The 16767-nt window shown below is 59.9% G+C and carries 16 protein-coding genes; 8 read left to right on the top strand and 8 right to left on the bottom strand.

The genetic code is table 11. The features are described from left to right. Positions 1–35: 35 nt before the first annotated feature. The 5 genes from DA915_RS17530 to DA915_RS17510 form a co-directional block, all read right to left on the bottom strand. On the bottom strand, positions 36–1838 hold the full coding sequence (locus DA915_RS17530) for an NAD(P)/FAD-dependent oxidoreductase (RefSeq protein ID WP_107676913.1): 1803 nt from the start codon (positions 1836–1838) through the stop codon (positions 36–38). A gap of 113 nt (positions 1839–1951) precedes the next feature. Next, a complete protein-coding gene (locus DA915_RS17525) occupies positions 1952–3025 on the bottom strand; it encodes a 2,3-butanediol dehydrogenase (protein ID WP_107676752.1) in 1074 nt (357 codons plus the stop codon). A 158-nt stretch (positions 3026–3183) separates the two neighbouring features. Next, positions 3184–5067, bottom strand: a complete 1884-nt coding sequence (locus DA915_RS17520; protein ID WP_107676751.1) for a sigma-54-dependent Fis family transcriptional regulator — start codon at positions 5065–5067, stop codon at positions 3184–3186. Between the two features lie 154 nt (positions 5068–5221). Then, complete coding sequence (locus tag DA915_RS17515) at positions 5222–5548, bottom strand: tetratricopeptide repeat protein (RefSeq protein WP_107676750.1); 327 nt, start codon at positions 5546–5548, stop codon at positions 5222–5224. Between the two features lie 81 nt (positions 5549–5629). Further along, positions 5630–6709 (bottom strand): LacI family DNA-binding transcriptional regulator, encoded by a 1080-nt coding sequence (locus DA915_RS17510; RefSeq protein WP_107676749.1) that lies wholly within the window; start codon positions 6707–6709, stop codon positions 5630–5632. Between the two features lie 237 nt (positions 6710–6946). Here DA915_RS17510 and DA915_RS17505 point away from each other — a divergent pair, with 237 nt between their 5' ends. The 8 genes from DA915_RS17505 to DA915_RS17470 all read left to right on the top strand — a co-directional run bounded on the left by DA915_RS17505 (position 6947) and on the right by DA915_RS17470 (position 15157). Beyond that, positions 6947–7924 carry a substrate-binding domain-containing protein gene (locus tag DA915_RS17505; RefSeq protein WP_003505738.1) on the top strand — a complete coding sequence of 326 codons (978 nt, stop codon included), beginning with the start codon at positions 6947–6949 and terminating at the stop codon, positions 7922–7924. 118 nt (positions 7925–8042) lie between these two features. Beyond that, positions 8043–9533: a sugar ABC transporter ATP-binding protein gene (locus tag DA915_RS17500; RefSeq protein WP_107676912.1), complete on the top strand. Its 1491-nt coding sequence runs from the start codon at positions 8043–8045 to the stop codon at positions 9531–9533. Continuing rightward, positions 9526–10542, top strand: a complete 1017-nt coding sequence (locus DA915_RS17495) for an ABC transporter permease (RefSeq protein ID WP_107676748.1) — start codon at positions 9526–9528, stop codon at positions 10540–10542. Before DA915_RS17500 ends, DA915_RS17495 begins: the two co-directional genes overlap by 8 nt. Further along, positions 10539–11534: an ABC transporter permease gene (locus DA915_RS17490; RefSeq protein ID WP_107676747.1), complete on the top strand. Its 996-nt coding sequence runs from the start codon at positions 10539–10541 to the stop codon at positions 11532–11534. The genes DA915_RS17495 and DA915_RS17490 overlap by 4 nt, the downstream gene beginning before the upstream one ends. A gap of 1 nt (position 11535) precedes the next feature. After that, positions 11536–12384, top strand: coding sequence for a sugar phosphate isomerase/epimerase (locus DA915_RS17485; RefSeq protein ID WP_107676746.1), 849 nt, complete (start codon positions 11536–11538; stop codon positions 12382–12384). A gap of 29 nt (positions 12385–12413) precedes the next feature. Then, on the top strand, positions 12414–13079 hold the full coding sequence (locus DA915_RS17480) for a nucleoside triphosphate hydrolase (protein WP_107676745.1): 666 nt from the start codon (positions 12414–12416) through the stop codon (positions 13077–13079). Positions 13080–13143: 64 nt separating this feature from the next. Then, positions 13144–14013, top strand: coding sequence for a sugar phosphate isomerase/epimerase family protein (locus DA915_RS17475; protein WP_107676744.1), 870 nt, complete (start codon positions 13144–13146; stop codon positions 14011–14013). Between the two features lie 157 nt (positions 14014–14170). After that, complete coding sequence (locus DA915_RS17470) at positions 14171–15157, top strand: hypothetical protein (protein WP_107676743.1); 987 nt, start codon at positions 14171–14173, stop codon at positions 15155–15157. A gap of 42 nt (positions 15158–15199) precedes the next feature. On the opposite strand, the gene DA915_RS17465 is transcribed toward DA915_RS17470, so the two are convergent. The 3 genes from DA915_RS17465 to DA915_RS17455 all read right to left on the bottom strand — a co-directional run bounded on the left by DA915_RS17465 (position 15200) and on the right by DA915_RS17455 (position 16678). Then, entirely contained in the window at positions 15200–15613 is a 414-nt protein-coding gene (locus DA915_RS17465; protein WP_192886587.1) for a curlin, read from the bottom strand. 168 nt (positions 15614–15781) lie between these two features. Beyond that, a complete protein-coding gene (csgH, locus tag DA915_RS17460) occupies positions 15782–16180 on the bottom strand; it encodes a curli-like amyloid fiber formation chaperone CsgH (protein ID WP_107676741.1) in 399 nt (132 codons plus the stop codon). Between the two features lie 60 nt (positions 16181–16240). Further along, positions 16241–16678: a curlin gene (locus tag DA915_RS17455; protein ID WP_003505758.1), complete on the bottom strand. Its 438-nt coding sequence runs from the start codon at positions 16676–16678 to the stop codon at positions 16241–16243. Between the last annotated feature and the right edge of the window lie 89 nt (positions 16679–16767).

The raw sequence follows: 16767 nt of genomic DNA, 5'->3' as shown, positions 1-16767 counted from the left end.
CCGCCTCATCGAGACGGGCCGGAACTCCCTCCGGGTCAGGACAGATGATGCGGCTTTTGCAGTCCGTAAACGGGTGTTTTCAGGCCCGCCTGTCTCGCCTTGAGCTGCAGCGAGAGATATTGCGAATAATGCCGCGATTGATGCAGGTTGCCGCCGTGGAACCACAGCGCCTGCTGTTGTGTCGGCTTCCACATGTTGCGCTGTTCGCCTTCCCATGGGCCGGGATCCTTGGTGGTGTCGGAACCGAGGCCCCAGCATTTGCCCACCTTGTCCGCCACCTCACGTGAAATGAGATCGGCCGCCCATCCATTCATCGAACCATAGCCGGTCGCATAGACCACCAGATCGGCGGGCAGTTTCGTGCCATCCTTCAGCACCACGGCATTCTCCGTCAGGTGCGAGACATCCATCCCGGATTTGAGCTTGATCGAGCCGTCGATCACGAGGTCACAGGCCCCGACATCGATGTAATAACCCGATCCGCGCCGCAGATATTTCATGAAGAGGCCGGATTCGTCGTCACCGAAATCGAGCATGAAGCCCGCTTTCTCCAGTGCCGCATAAAAATCGGCGTCCTGTTCGCGAATGCGGTCGTAAACCGGAACCTGAAACTCGTGCATGATCCTGTAGGGCAGGGAGGCGAAAATGAGATCGGCCTTGCGCGTGGTCATGCCGTTTGCCACCGCCCGCTCGGAATAGAGGTCGCCGAGACCGATATCCATCAGCGAGTCGGATTTGACGATATGGGTGGAGGACCGCTGCAGCATGGTAACGTCGGCCCCGGCCTCCCAGAGCGCTGCGCAGATATCATGCGCCGAGTTGTTGGAGCCGATCACCACGACCTTCCTGCCGGCATAGGCGTCCGGACCCGGATGCTGCGAGGAATGCTGCTGCTCGCCCTTGAAGACATCCTGTCCGGGGAATTTCGGGATATTCGCCTTGCCGGACATGCCGGTCGCCAGCACCAGCTGTTTCGGCTGCAGCACGACCTCCTTGCCGGCGCGGTCGACAATCACGGTCCATTCGCCCGTCACCTCGTCATATTGTGCCGACTTACAGGTGGTGGAGCCCCAATAATTCAGCTCCATCACCTTGGTGTACATTTCCAGCCAGTCACCCACCTTGTCTTTCGGCGTGAAGACGGGCCAGTTTTCCGGGAAGGGAATGTAGGGCAGGTGATCGTACCAGACGGGGTCATGCAGGCAGAGCGACTTGTAGCGCTTGCGCCAGCTGTCGCCGGGCCGCTCATTCTTTTCGATGATGATCGCCGGCACACCAAGCTGGCGAAGACGCGCGCCAAGTGCAATGCCGCCCTGTCCGCCACCGATGATGACGACATAGGGCTGCTCCGAATAGCCGAGTTCGGCGGCTTCGGCCTCGCGTTTTTCCTTCCAGGTCCGGCGGTTGCGGTCGTGGCCGTGCTCCGCGCCCATCGGGCGGCGGATGCCCTTCGGTTCTTCGTGGCCCTTCAGTTCGCTCATGGTGGTGAGCAGGGTCCAGATCAGCCCGTCCTTCAGGCGGATATGGCCGTAACCGCGGGCGACACCGGTCTCGAACTCGAACCAGCCTTCGGTGACGCCATCGCCTTCCGAAGCCTGCTCCTTCACATCCTGCACCAAGCCCGAGGGTTTGATGGCGGAAAGCTGGCTCGTCAGCATGTCGCGGATCTGCTCACGGCCTTCCAGCGTCTTCAGGTTCCAGGTGAAGGTCACGAGGTCGCGCCAGTAACAATCGGCCTGAAACAGGTTGACGGCGGCGTCTATGTCTCCATTTTCCAGCGCATTGCCGAGCTTGGAAAGAACCGTGTCGATTTTGGTGGCGGGACTGACATCAAGCATATTCATCTCCTCCATGGTGCTTGGTCTGATGGTGGAGCGGCGAAGTCGCCGCCCCGAAAGCCAACGGCTCCCGCATACCGGGCTCCTCTTCCCGGCATGCGGAGGCGGAAAGCCTATTTCGAAAGATCGATCAGGATCTTCAGATGAGTGCCGGCGGGATCGAGCAGGGCATCGAAGCCCTCAGACATGGCCGTATCGAGCGTGATCCGCTTGGTAACGATCTTCGTCGCCGGCAGCAGGCCGGAGGCGATGAGTCGGATGACCCGCGGCCAATAATGGGTCGGATAGGCCCATGAGCCCTTGATCTCCAGGTCGCGGAATGTCACCTGGAACCAGTCGATCGGGTTTTCATGCGGATGCAGGCCGGTCTGTACGACGACGCCCTGTTTGCGCACCGCATCGACGCAGGCCTTGAGCGCATGTTCATTGCCTACGCATTCAATGGCGACATCGCAGCCGACCTTGTCTTCCGTTGCCGCGCGCACGACATCACCGACATTGTCGCGCTTCGGGTTGATAGTGATGACGTCGGGGACGATGCTGCGGGCAAGCTCAAGGCGGGCATCATTGAGATCGGACACGAAGAGCTGGGCAGCGCCGGCCGCACGCGCGGCCAGAAGCGTGAGCATGCCGATCGGGCCGGCGCCCGTGACCAGAACGCTGTTGCCGGCGGTGACGCCGCCGCGGTCGCAGGCATAAACGGCAACCGCTGAGGGTTCAACGAGTGCGGCCTCTTCATCTGTCATCTCGTCGGGAATCTTCTGAACGTTATATTCGTTGACGAGTGCTGCCTGCGCCATGCCGCCGCCTTCCCAGCTGAGACCGACCAGCGCCAGCTGCGTGCTCAGATGGAAGAGGCCACGGTCGGCGAAATAGTCACCGGATCGCGGCATGATGAGCGGCTGGATCGAGACGCGATCACCGACGCCGACCGAGGTGACGCCTTCGCCGATGGCCTCCACGACACCGCCGAATTCGTGACCGAGAATTTGCGGGCCATGTGCGCCGGTAAAGGGGTGCGGTTCGGTGGGGATGAAGATCGGACCGTAACTATATTCATGCAGATCGGTGCCGCAGATGCCGACGAACCGGTTGCGGACGAGAACCTGCCCCGGCCCCGGCCGTTTCGGCTCGGGAATGTCTTCGATCCGCAGGTCCCTGGCTGCATGAAATCTGAGCGCGCGCATGTTTTCTCCTCGATGGCTCCTGATGCCGGAGAAGGTGCAATGCCCGTGCCAGCACGGTTTGCCGTGCTGGAAGCCTGAAATTGCGGGGTTTTACCAGAATGCCGGTTTTGTATGACGCCACAGCTGTGGCGCAACAGCCGTGGCATACGCCTCACCTGTTAGTGAGGTTTTCCGATGCCGAGGCGTCGCATTCGCCGGTGCATCGTCGTGCGATCGATGCCGAGCCGGCGCGCGGCCTCCGACACATTGCCGTTGCAGGCCGCCAGAAGCGCGCCGAGATCGGCACCGCGACTGTCGATCATGGGGGCTGACGTTGCGGAGACCAGATGATCGGGAAGGTCTTCAGCCGTAATCACCCCGTCATCGCAAAGGGCGGCGGCAAAGGCTATCGCATTGTCCAGCTCGCGGATATTGCCGGGCCAGGAATGGCCAAGGATCAACATCCGGGCGGCGTTGGAGAGCGTCAGAGGACGACCCGGTAGCCCATGTTTTTCCAGAAGCCTATCGAGGAGCCAGGGGAAGTCGTCGCGCTCGCAAAGCGCCGGCAAGGTCAGCACGGCCGCATTCAGGCGGTAGTAGAGATCTTCGCGGAAATCACCTGTCCGTACCATGTCGCTCAACGGGCGGTGCGATGCGGAAATCACCCTGAAATCCACCTTCTGGGGGGTGGAGCCACCGACGGGCAGAATCTCGCCTTCGGCCAGCACCCGCAAAAGGCGGCTTTGTGCCGCAAACGGCATGTCGCCGATCTCGTCGAGGAAAAGCGTTCCGCCTTGTGCCTCTTCCACCAGCCCCTTGCGTCCTTTTGCCAGCGCGCCCGTGAAGGCTCCCGGCAGATAACCGAACAATTCGCTCTCGATCAGCTGTTCGGGAATGGCGGCGCAATTGACGGCGACGAAGCGGCCGGAAACGCTGCTGGCGTCATGAATGATGCGGGCGAGATGTTCCTTGCCGGTTCCGGTCTGGCCCTGCAGCAGGATCGGCAGTTTTGCAGGCGCCAGTTTTTCCACCTTGCGCCTGAGGTTTCGAACCGCCGGCCCATCGCCGCCGATCTCTTCCATGACCGGCTGGGATTTTGGATGGGCAAGCGGCACGGTCGACCGGCGCTGCTGCGGTTCGATCGCGTGCGCATAAAGCACGGTGCCGTCCTTCACGACGATGCGCCTCTCCTGCGGCAGGCTTGATCGGGTGAGGGAGGCGAGTTCATCGAAGCCGGCCTCGAAAAACTCCTCCACGCGCTCTCCGAGGAGGCGTTCCGGCATGCGCCAGTCAAGCCCGCGCGATGCGGCGAGAAGGCGGGCGGCGGCGTGCGTCATGCCCGTTATCCGGCCGGAGCCATCGACGGACAGGGCCGCTTCGGGGTCGACATCCAGAAATTCGGGCGCGCCAGCAAAGCGCAGCACGAGATCATGGCGGCTGCTGGCCATCAGATTTGCAAGTTCGATCCTTCGCACGGTCGATGAAACCAGATGGCGCGCCATGTTCTGGCTCGTCTTGAGGATGGGGGAACTCAGCAGCGAAATATCGAGTACGGCGGTGAGTGCGCCCTGGGTATCGTAGATCGGGGCGGCGGTACAGGAAAGCGGCGTATGCGTCACATCAAAATGATCGGTCTGGTGGATCGTCAGCGCTTCGCCGGTGGCGATGCAGGCGCCGACGGCGCAGGTGCCGGCGCGCGGTTCCGACCATTCCGAGCCCAGGTAAAGCCCGGCCTTGCGCAGATTGTTGTTGAATGACGGGTCGCCCAGAAACTCGACCGTCACCCCCTGCTGATCCGACAGAAGAAGAACGTAATTCTGCTCGGCCACCTGCCGATACAGCCGCTCCAGGCCGGAACGGGCGATGTGGACGAGGTCTTCAGCCCGCTGGCGATGCTCGCGCAGGCATGTTTCGGAAACGATGACGGCTTCGCGGGCCTTGGCCGGATCAAGCTGATAGGTGTCGAGACAACGCCGCCAGGATTCGAGCACCACCGCATCCCGGCCGGTATTCCTGCCCTGTCCGACGTGCTCGATTTCCTTGATGTGATCCGAAAAACCCATAAATCACCGGCCCTCGACAGCCGCCTCCCGTGATTTTTCCGGCGATCATAGCCAGTTTTATGAAATCTGGCTAACCTTCCGGCGATTTTTTAGCGCATGGGCTCGATTGTGCTGGCAACGACGCGACCGAGTTGCGCCCGTGATGCCCGTCTTATCAACTGACGCCCTTCAAACTGCGTGACCGCAGACGTCGCAGCCGGACCTCCATCTGCCTTTTGGCCTGAATGTCGCCACGCCTGATGGCCACCGACATGCCTTCCACCCACGCCGCAATGGCGCCATCGTCATCTCCCAACCGTGCGCGGCATTCGCCGAGTTCGGCCCAGACTGCCGAATAGTCTGGGTCCTGCCGGATAGCCTCCTGCAGATGATGTGCAGCATCTTCGAATTGCCCTGCGGCCGCCAGAGTCCTCGCGATTGAAAAGCGCAGCAGCGGACTGTCCCGTCCGTCTTCCAGCATCTTCATGAGTTTTTCTATCATCGTTATCCCGTTGCAATGGTGAAGCACCATGCAATCGGTACGACCTCAAGCGCAGTTGAGGTCAAGCGGTATTCCGCGCGTTCATTTGCCCATGCGGCGTAATGCAACCGGGTCCCAGATATCGTCGAGCGGGCCTTCCAGCGCGGTTCGCGGGGGAATGAGCTGCGGTTCGATAATGATGACCTCGGGTTCGCTCCGGTTATCCTCCAGCAGTTCGAAACCCTTTTTGAGCATCTGCGCGATATCGGGCTTGATCATATAGACCGGGAAGGGAAGGAACGATGCGAACGGGTCGTAGTCGAAGCAGCCGACCACGATGTCGCCGAAGGTCTCACCGTCATGACGCCCCATGAAACGAAGCAGCCCTTCGAAATTTATCGATGAGTTGACGAAGAAACAGCGGGGCAGGCGGCCCCTGCGCTCGAAGAAACCTTCGAAAGCCAGTTCCGTCATGCGAGGGGAATAGCCGGTAATCTCGATATCGTCTCCGCTCTCAGCCCCGAAATAGGCGGCCTTGGCAGCGTGGAAGCCGTCGATACGGGCGCGGCTGGCGTGGTCGTCGTGACCACCGAACAGTATGACGTCATCAGGACCGAGAGGCCCGCCTTTTGCCGCATGGGCAAGGATTGCCGATGTCAGTATTTCCGCGCCGCGCCTGTTGTCGGAAATGACCGAGGAAGCAAACTTGCCGGGAAGATCGATATTGACGTGCGGAAGGGCCGCGCGGGCGCAGACCTGGTGCACGCCGTCGGGATCGGTCACACCGGCAATGAAGAGCGCATCGATCGAATAGGCGATCAGGGTCTCCACGGTGCGACGTTCTTCCTCGGGATCGCGCCGACCGGAGACGACCATGGGCGACAGGCCGCGTTTGCGCGCCTGCCCCTCGAAGGTCTGCGCCATAGAGGAAAAGAACCGGTTGTCATAAACCGGCACCAGAAGCCCGACGAGACCGGATTTCGAGCTCCTCAAACCGCGGGCCTGCAGGTTGGTGGTGTAGCGATGCGCCTTGGCAAGCGAGAGAATCTTATCGGCGGTCTCCTCGGAAATCCGCCGCTTGCGCCATGATCCGTTCAACACGGCGCTTACCGTCGAGGCTGATGCGCCCGACAATATCGACAAGTCATAAATGGTGGCTTTCTTGGAACTTATGCCCGTCACTGTGATCTCCCCAACTGATTCCAATTATTAGAGTAGGCGTCCCCTTGACGGAAGGGAGCTTCATGATATGGTTATTGCACCATCGATTGTGCAATTTAGCAATATCGATTGTGCAAGATGGTTGCTGTGGGAGTGGCAAGGGAGAGTCTCGAATAAGCGAGATGAGAAATTTTGAACGCGCCAGATGAAAAATGGCTGCGGCGGGTTTCGTTTGCCGATTTTTTGAGGAGGAACATCATGAAGAAAATTATTGCTGCAGCGGTCGGTCTGTCGCTCGCACTGCTTTCATCCGCAGCCTTTGCCGAAGGGCCGAAGGTTGGCGTCGTCGTCAAGATCGGTGGCATTCCGTGGTTCAACGCCATGGAGGCCGGTATCAAGGAACAGAGCAAGAAGCTCGGCGTTGACGGTTTCATGGTCGGCCCGACCAGCGCCGACCCGGCCCTGCAGGTCCGCGCAATCGAAGACCTGATCGCTCAGAAGGTCGATTTCATCGGCGTGGTGCCGAATGATGCAAAGGTGTTGGAACCGGTGCTGAAAAAAGCCCAGGCCGCTGGCATCAAGGTCATCACCCATGAATCGCCCGAGCAGCTCGGCGCCGACTGGGATTTCGAGCTCGCCTCCGCCAAGGGCTTCGGTGAAGCGCATGGCAAGCTTCTGGCGGAAAAGATGGGCGGCAAGGGCTCCTATGCCGTTTTCGTCGGTTCGCTCACGGTTCCGCTCCATAACGCCTGGGCTGATGCCGCCATCGCCTATATCAAGGCCAATTATCCCGACATGAAACTGGTCGGCGATCGCTACGGTGTCGCTGAAGACCTCGACAAGAGCCGTTCGACGGCGCTTGACCTGATGTCGGCCAATGCCGATCTCAAGGGCTTCCTGGCCTTCGGTTCGCAGGGGCCGATCGGTGCCGGACGCGCCGTCGAAGAGCGGCGCAAGGATGGCAAGGTCTTCGTCATCGGCCCGTTCTCGCCGGGGCAGGGCGCAAAGCTGATCAAATCAGGCGCGCTGACGGGTGGCTTCATGTGGAACCCGAAACAGGCCGGTGAAGTCTTCATCACGCTCGCCGACCGTATCGCCAAGGGCGAGACACCGAAGGCCGGCGACAATATCGAAGGTCTCGGCACCATCAATCCTGAAGGTAACACCATCGTCGTCGACCAGCTTTTGAAGATCGACAAGGAAAGCATCGACAAGCTCGTTTCCATGGGCCTCTGATCCTCCCCAAGGCCAAGGGCGTCGCGCGGGTGCGATACGCGCGCGACGCCTCATCTGGAAAAACATGCCGAGCGCCACGTCTGCAATGCTTTCGCGGCGGAAGGAGATTTACGTTATCATGAGCGCAGAACCGCTCCTGTCCCTCAAAAATGTCAAAGTCACCTTCGGCGGCGTCCGCGCGCTGAAGGGTGTTTCTTTCGAGGTCAATCCGGGTGAAGTGCATTGCCTTGCCGGCGAAAACGGCTGTGGCAAGAGCACGTTGATCAAGGTCATAACAGGCGTTTACACGCCCGAAAGCGATGCCGAACTCTATTTCGACGGCAAGCCGATAACCGCGATGACCCCGACGCTTGCGCAATCGCTTGGCATTCAGGTGATCTGGCAGGATCTGGCGCTGTTTGATGAAATGACGGTGGCTGAAAATATCGGCTTTCAATATGCGGTAAACGGAAAATACGGGCTGGTTGACAAGCGCGCCATCGAACAGGCTGCCGAAAAGGCGCTGGCCCGGCTCGGCGTCGAGATCGATCTTGATAAGCCGCTCAAGGAGCTGCCCATCGCCCAGCGCCAGATCGTGGCGATTGCCCGCGCGCTGGTCGGGGAAGCGCGGCTCGTTTTCATGGACGAACCGACCGCGTCGCTCACGCAGTCCGAAACCGATTATCTGATCGACATCGTCCGCAACCTCTCTGCCTCGGGTGTGGCGGTCGTCTTCGTCTCGCATCGCCTTGCGGAAGTGCTGGAGATTTCAGACCGCATCACCGTGCTGCGGGATGGATCGCTTGTCGGCGTCTTTCCCGTTGAAGGCATGACCCAGTCACGGGTGACCGAACTGATGACCGGCCGCAATTTCGACAGCGCCGTCATCGCCGCCGATCACGACGATAAACCCGTTGTTCTCTCGGTGCGCGGGCTGAGCCGGGCCGGCGAATTTGAAGATGTTTCTTTCGATCTGCGGCGGGGAGAAACGCTCGGCATAACCGGTCTCTTGGGAGCCGGCCGCACGGAACTGGCCTTGACCCTGTTTGGCATGCATCGGGCGCAATCGGGTGAAATCCTCATCGATGGAAAGAAGGTGGATTTCCATTCCAACCGGGATGCGATCCGGGCGGGTGTCGCCTATCTTTCCGAGGACCGGCTCTCGCTTGGTCTGAACCAGCCGCAGTCCATTGCCGATAATCTCGTCATGGCCTCTCTCGACCGCTTGCTGAGCGGCGGCCTGATCTCTCCGTCGAAAAAGGCGGATGTCGTTTCCCGCTGGATTTCGGCGCTCGGCGTCAAGATCGGATTGCCGGAAGATCCGATCCGCACGCTTTCAGGCGGCAATCAGCAGCGTGTGGCGATTGCCAAGTGGCTGGCGATCGGGCCGAAAATCCTCATCCTCGACGCGCCGACCGTGGGTGTCGATGTCGGCGCGCGCGCCGGCATCTTCGAAATCGTCCGTAAGCTCGCCGCAGAAGGTCTCTCGATCATCGTGATCTCTGACGAGCCGCCGGAAGTCTATTTCAACACCGACAGGGTCATCCACATGGTCGAAGGCCGGTTCCACGCCACCTATGATCCGCGACGCCTGTCGCTTACCGAACTGGAGTCCGCCATCTATGCGTAGGCTCATCCTCGGACATACGACCGAATTCACCCTGCTTGTGGTCATGGTGCTGCTCTGCACGGGACTGTCCTTCGCGACCGACCGGTTCCTCACCATCTCCAATGCCTTCGATGTGCTGAATGTCTCGGCGGTCAACATCATCTTCGCGGTCGGCCTGCTCGTGGTGCTGATTTCTGGTGGTATCGACATCTCCTTCGCGGTCGCGGCCTCCGTCGTCCAGTATGTAACGGTGCTGGCGCTCAATGCGCTCGGCGGCGGCAACTGGGCGGAAGGTTTCATCATCGCCGGCGCCGTTGGCCTCGGTCTCGGTTTCGTCAATGCCTTCCTCGTCTGGCGGCTCAATATCATTTCCATCGTCGCGACCATTTCCACCTTCAACATCTTCTTCGGGCTGTTGATGTTCTTCACCAAGGGCGTGTCGATCTACGACCTGCCGGAGTGGCTGTCGACGCGCGTGGTGTTCTACGAGCGTGAGATGCCTGATGGTTCCTGGGTCGAGCTGACGCTGCCCGTTGTGGTGATGATCCTCTGCTGTGCCGCCACCTGGTTCATGATTTCGCGCACTACCGTCGGGCGCAAACTTTATGCCTTCGGCGACAACCCTGAAGGCGCTCGCCGCTTCGGCGTCAATATCGGTGCCATGCATTACATCTCCTTCGGCTGGCTAGGCCTGATGGCGGGCATTGCCGGGCTCATGCAGGCGCATTATGCGCAGGAGGTGGTGCCGAACGCGCTTTATGGCCGCGAGCTGGATGTTCTTGCAGCAACCGTGCTTGGCGGCGCGCGGCTCGGCGGCGGCAAGGGTTCGGTCATCGGCTGCGTGCTTGGGGTGCTGATGGTCTCGATCACCCAGAACGGCCTCAACCTGATGGGCGTTTCTCCCTTTGCCTTCAAGATGATCGTCGGGGCCATCATTCTCATCGCCATCACGCTCTCTTCCACCCGGTTCGACAAGCTTCTGCCGAGCGCCCTACGGACATCCGCAAAGAAGGGGAGCGCCCAGCGATGAGCAGCCTTGTCAGGAAATTCAACGCGATCTTCGGTGCCGATATGGCCGGACCGGTCATTGCCTTCATCGCGGTCATGCTCATCTTTGGAACGTTGGCGAACAACTTCCTGTCGCTCGGGACATTCGGTTCGGTCGCATTCCAGCTGCCGGAGCTCGGCCTGCTGACACTGGCGATGCTGCTGCCGCTTCTGACGGGCGGTATCAATCTTTCCGTCACCTTCGCCGCCAATCTGTCAGGTCTCGCCGCGGCCTGGGTGCTGCAGGCCCAGGGCGGGGTGGATGCGCCGCCGAGTGCATTTCTGCTGGCCTGCCTTGCCGCACTTGTCACCGGCGGGGCTGCCGGTGCCATGACGGGGGCGGCGATCGCTTACACCCGCGCCCATCCGATCCTTGTGACGTTGTCCATGATGATCTTCCTGCGTGGCCTTGGCGAGTTTCTCACTCGTGGTGGGGATGTCTCGGGTTTTCCCGCCTATATGGCGCCGCTTGGCCACGGCACGCTTCTCGGCCTGCCGATCCCGCTTCTGATTTTCATCGTCTGCGTCGGGCTCTGGCATGTGCTGCTGACACGCACCAAGCTCGGCTTCGGCCTGTTGATGATCGGCTCAAACATCGAGGCCGCACGTTATTCAGGCCTCAACACGCGCAGAATCCAGGTTCTCGTCTACACGCTCTCGGGTCTGATGTGTGCGGTTGCCGGCATCATCATGCTTGCCCGTTTCAACTCCGTCCGTGTCGGACACGGGGAATCCTATCTGCTGATCACGGTCCTGGCGGCATTCCTCGGCGGCATCAATCCGTTTGGCGGTTTCGGTCGGGTACTGCCCGTTTTCGTGGCGCTCATCGTTCTGCAGCTCCTGTCGTCCGGCCTCAATCTTCTCGGCGCTAACCAGCATCTGGCAACGGCGCTCTGGGGCGTGCTGATGATTGTCGTCATGGCGGCGCGCGGCCTGTTTTCAAGCTACTTCGCATCTCTCAGAAAGAAGGTATGACGTGAAAGGCTTCGGTGTTCACGCAATGATGTGGTCTCTGAAATGGGACCACGACAACGCCAGACGGTCCATTGCCGCTGCCGCGGATTACGGTCAGGATTTCATCGAGATTCCGCTCATCGATATCCCCTCCGTCGACGCAAAATACACGCGCGCCCTGCTGGAGAAATACCGCCTACGCGCCGTCTGTTCGCTTGTGCTGCCGGAGCCCGCCTGGGCGTCCGTACGTCCCGACGCGGCTATCGACCATCTGAACGCCGCGCTCGACAAGGCTGCAGAAATGGGGGCGGAAGCGCTGACGGGGGTCACCTATGGCGGCACCAATGAGCGAACCGGATTTCCGCCGACGCAGGGTGAATATGACAACCTGACAAGGGCACTTTCGCGGGCTTCCGGCCACGCGAAAACGCTCGGCCTGCAATTCGGCATCGAGACCGTGAACCGCTACGAGAACCATCTGCTCAATTCCGCCGAACAGGCGGTGGCGCTGGTCGAACGCATCGGTGCCGATAACATCTTTATCCATCTCGATACCTTCCACATGAACATGGAGGAAAAGGGTATCGCAAACGGCATCATCGCCGCCCGCAACCACCTGAAATACATGCATATGTCGGAAAGCGACCGCGGCACGCCGGGGTTTGGCAATGTTGCCTGGGATGAAGTGTTTTCCGCACTCGCCGCCATCGATTTCAAGGGTGTGCTGACCCTCGAAAGTTTTGCCGCGATGCCGCAGGAGATGGCGGGCGCGATTTCGACCTGGCGGCCGGTTGCGCCGAGCGCTGATGAGGTTCTCGACAAGGGACTGGCATTCCTGCGCGACAAGGCAAACCAGTACCGGATTTTCTGACAGCATCCATTATCGAGGCGAAGAATACCTTGAGCAAAATTGACGACAATGCCCGTGAAATTGCGGGCCTGACCCTCAAACGTCTTGCCGGCGCCAAAGGGCGGCGCGTGATGATTGCAATCGCCGGCGCGCCGGGATCGGGAAAATCCACCATTGCCGAGCATGTGGTTGACGTCTTGAATGCAGGCGAAGGCGTGTCTGCGGCGCTCTTTCCGATGGATGGCTTTCATTGTGACGATGCCGTGCTCGAAGAGATGAAGCGCCGTCCCTTCAAGGGCGCAATCGACACGTTCGATGCTCACGGCTTGCGTCACATGCTTGAGCGCCTGAAGGCCAATGAGGATGATGTCGTCGCCGTCCCCGTCTTTGATCGCGCCATCGAGATTGCCCGCGCAGGCGGCCGTCTGATCCCGCAATCCGTCGATATCATCGTCTGCGAGGGCAACTATCTCCTTGCCAGCCAATCGCCCTGGGATCGTCTCAAACAGATTTTTGACCTGACTGTCTTTGTCGATGTCGATGAGGACGACCTGCGTGCGCGGCTGAGAGACCGCTGGCGCAGCTTTGGCCTCGGTGAAGACGAGATCAATCGCAAGGTTGAAGAGAATGACCTTCCGAATGGCCGGTTCATCATTTCCTCGAGCACGGAGCCGGACCTTCGTATCGGAAATCCGGGAAGCAAGCCGACTTCCTGAAGCCGGCTCAACCACTGCTCCGCCCAAATCAAATCCAGCGAAACGAAAAGCGAAAGAAATCCCCATGAAACACGGCATCTATTATTCTTACTGGGAACATGAGTGGAGCGCCAAGTTCGGCCCTTATATCGAGAAGGTCGCCAAGCTCGGTTTCGATATCATCGAAGTCGCCGCACACCACATCAATGAATACAGCGACGCCGAGCTCGCCGTGATCAGGCAGAGCGCGAAGGATAACGGCATCATCCTCACCGCCGGCATCGGCCCTTCGAAAACGAAGAACCTGTCGTCCGAGGATGCTTCCGTGCGCGCAGCCGGCAAGGCGTTCTTTGAACGTACCCTTTCCAATGTCGCCAAGCTCGACATTCACACGATCGGCGGTGCGCTGCATTCCTATTGGCCGATCGATTACTCCCAGCCCGTTGACAAGGCGGGCGACTATGCGCGCGGCGTCGAAGGCATCAATGGCATTGCCGATTTCGCCAATGATCTCGGCATCAACCTTTGCATCGAAGTCCTCAATCGCTTTGAAAACCACGTGCTCAACACGGCGGCCGAAGGCGTCGCCTTCGTCAAGGATGTTGGCAAGAACAACGTGAAAGTCATGCTGGATACGTTCCACATGAATATCGAGGAAGACAGTTTTGGCGAAGCCATCCGCACGGCTGGCCCGCTTCTCGGTCATTTCCACACCGGTGAGAGCAATCGCCGCGTACCGGGCAAGGGCAGGATGCCCTGGCACGAAATTGGTCTGGCCCTTCGCGATATCAATTACACCGGTGCTGTTATCATGGAGCCCTTCGTCAAGACCGGTGGCACGATCGGCTCCGACATCAAGGTTTGGCGCGATCTCAGCGGCGGCGCCGATGTCGCGAAAATGGACGAGGACGCCCGCAATGCCCTGGCATTCTCCCGTTTCGTCCTTGGCGGCTGATACCCCATAAGCGCGTTGACCGGGCGGCCGCTATCTGTCGCCCGGACAGCCGCCACTATCCGCCCGCCATCGCCGAGTTGAAATGACAACCGCTTGTGGGCTAAAGCACTGATGTCTCTTCAGGATCAAAACGATCCGCCCAGGACCATTGGTTTGCATGATCCCTGTCGCATTGCCCTCCGTCGAAGCGCTGCTTCTCCTTGCCTTCTTTCTCGTCACGACCCTTGTGTGGGTCGTCTGGACGTTGTTGCTGTTCGTTCGATATGTGCGCGGCCGCTGGAAGCGCCCGATGATCCTGCCTTACGGGCTGGTGACGGCCGTTGCGCTTTTCACACTTTTTCGGTTCGGCGATTTTTATCTGCAGATGAGTGCTTACGACAAGGAGAGAGCGGCACGCTATCGGCCGGAACTCTCGGAGCCGGCGCGCCTTGGTGGGATCGATATGCCCAAGGGTACGAAACTCGAACTGGCCATTGCCGATGACAGGCAGGCCTTCAATCGGGCCGTGTTTCCGCATCCGGTGCGGGTCGCTGATATCGATGCGATCGAGATCGCCCGTTATATCGCGATAAAGACCAACGAGAACTACGAAACGATCGGCTTCACCCCTGGCAACATGCGCATAACCGGCAATGGAGTGACCACCCAGAGCGGCTGGCGCTGCGACGCGACGCAGCCCGTGGAGTTTGACTTCATGACCGATGGCGGCATCTCCGCCTTCAGCAAATGCATTCTCGCCGAAGGCAATGTCGTTGACGGTATCAGCCTGCCGAAAGGCACGTCCCTGCGTGCTTCCACCGGTAATGTCTACATCGATGGCTTTGTCGATTCAGACAGATGGATTGTCGACACACCGCAGGAGCAGACCGTTCACATTGATAGTTTCGAGCTTTCGGAGGTAACGCTTGCCCTTGATGGCAACCGAAAACTCCACGCAATCAGCAGAGGTGTGCTTTCAACAGATGCCACGATCGGAACGCTTCGCCATGCCGCCGGAAGCAATATTCGTTATAATCCCCGGCATCTTCGCAATGATTATCCCGGCGCATGGCTGATAATTCCGTCTCTGCCCGCTTCCGGTGCTCTGCCGGTTCCGTCGCCGGATATCGTTCAGAGCAGGGACGGAAAGGTTCTTGCGAATTGAGCCTGTGGAGACGACCCGCAAGGATCGCTGTCCTGCGTCGCCTTACCAGCCATAGCTGAAAGTCAGCCCGCTGCCGTTATTCCCATCCTGCACCACATTGGTCTCCGTGTTGCGGCCGTACTGGAAAATGCCATAGGCATTGTTGTTGCCATTCTGCTGCAGCGTTGCGGAATGGCCGGTGCCGCGTTGCCGGATAAAGCCGAGATTGCCGCCGCCGTTCTGGGCGATGCCGGCGGCGTTGCCACGGCCGAGCTGGCGGATATCGGCCTCCTTGAGGCCACGGTAGAGCGAATAGGCGCGAAGACCTGTCGAAAGCAGATCGCCATCGGCGGCATTGCCGGGTGCGAGGTCGAAGGAGATGCGGCCGCCGGCATGGGCGGGTACGGCAAATCCAAGGGGTGTGAGACCACCAACAAGCAGGGTAACGGTAAGAAGTTTCAATATGTTGCGGGTCATTCTGATCTCCATCTGTCAGCGCCTTGCCGATGATCGATAATCGCATCCCGCAACTGAACCCGACCGGAATTGCCCATTCACATGTCGTTCAGTCGTTCGGCACGATCAAAAGAAAAGGGCGCCCTAAGCGGCGCCCTCTATGGGAGTAATTCACAAGCATGCCGCAGCTTAGTCGCCGTCGACCTGCTTCGTGCAGCTGAAACTCCTGCCATCGATCACCATATCGAGCACCGCCTTGTAACGGGCTCCCTTGGCATCGAGCGTCACCGCGCTCAGCAATTGCGAACGTCCGGCGGCAGCATCAAAGTCGCCGCCCTGATTGATGACCGAACGTCCGCCGCTTCCCGATTTTTCGACGTGAAAGGCGTAGGTCCCGCCGGCAGGCGTGTCGCCCCCGGCAAAGGCCTCCAGCCTCACCATGCCCGCCTGCGGCGTTGCCCTGATCTCGCAGACCTTTCCCTCTGCCGGTTCCCTTGCGGTCGAGATGGCCGCAAGGGCGCCGGCGGGAAGCAGTGCCAGTACTAGGATCGCCGCCAGGCGGCGCGGATGTCTGACGCTATGGGGCATGGCTCGTCTCCCTGATGATCTGATGTTTCGATCCCGACCAGTTTCACGTCGCGCCGCCGGTTAAGGGCAGGCCTGCACGAAGGCCGCGACATTGTCGTTGCCGCCCTGACTCACATTGGCGCTGCAGCCGCGGCCCACCTGCACACCGGCCGCGATGTTGCCGTTGCCGTCCTGCGTCAGGATGGTGGTGTGGTTGGAACCGAACTGGCCGATGCCGGCTACGTTGCGGCTGCCGTTCTGATAGGTGGAACCGTAATTGTCGTGCCCCTCCTGGCCGACAGCCGAAAGATTATGCCGGCCATACTGGTGACCGACAATCCGGTTGTAGCCGCCGTTCTGATAGGTACGGATCCGGTTGCCGTAACCCTCCTGTGCGCCGCCGGCAGAATTGGACCAGCCATATTGTTCGATGCGCACGTCATTGGCCATGGCGGGTGCCGCGGCAGCGATGCCGACGAGAGCGACGAGTGCACTTGCAATGAAAGACTTCCGGATCATGACTGTGTCTCCTCAGGCGGATAAGACCGCGGTTGAACGTCTTTGTTGTAGACGCTCCCGTCGGAACGGAAGCTGAAGGCGCTATTCAG

This window comes from Agrobacterium sp. LAD9 (assembly GCF_003031125.1).
GTDB classification, from domain to species: domain Bacteria; phylum Pseudomonadota; class Alphaproteobacteria; order Rhizobiales; family Rhizobiaceae; genus Agrobacterium; species Agrobacterium radiobacter.
Note: the sequence above shows the minus strand (reverse complement) of the source record. Positions and strands in the feature narration are given on the sequence as shown.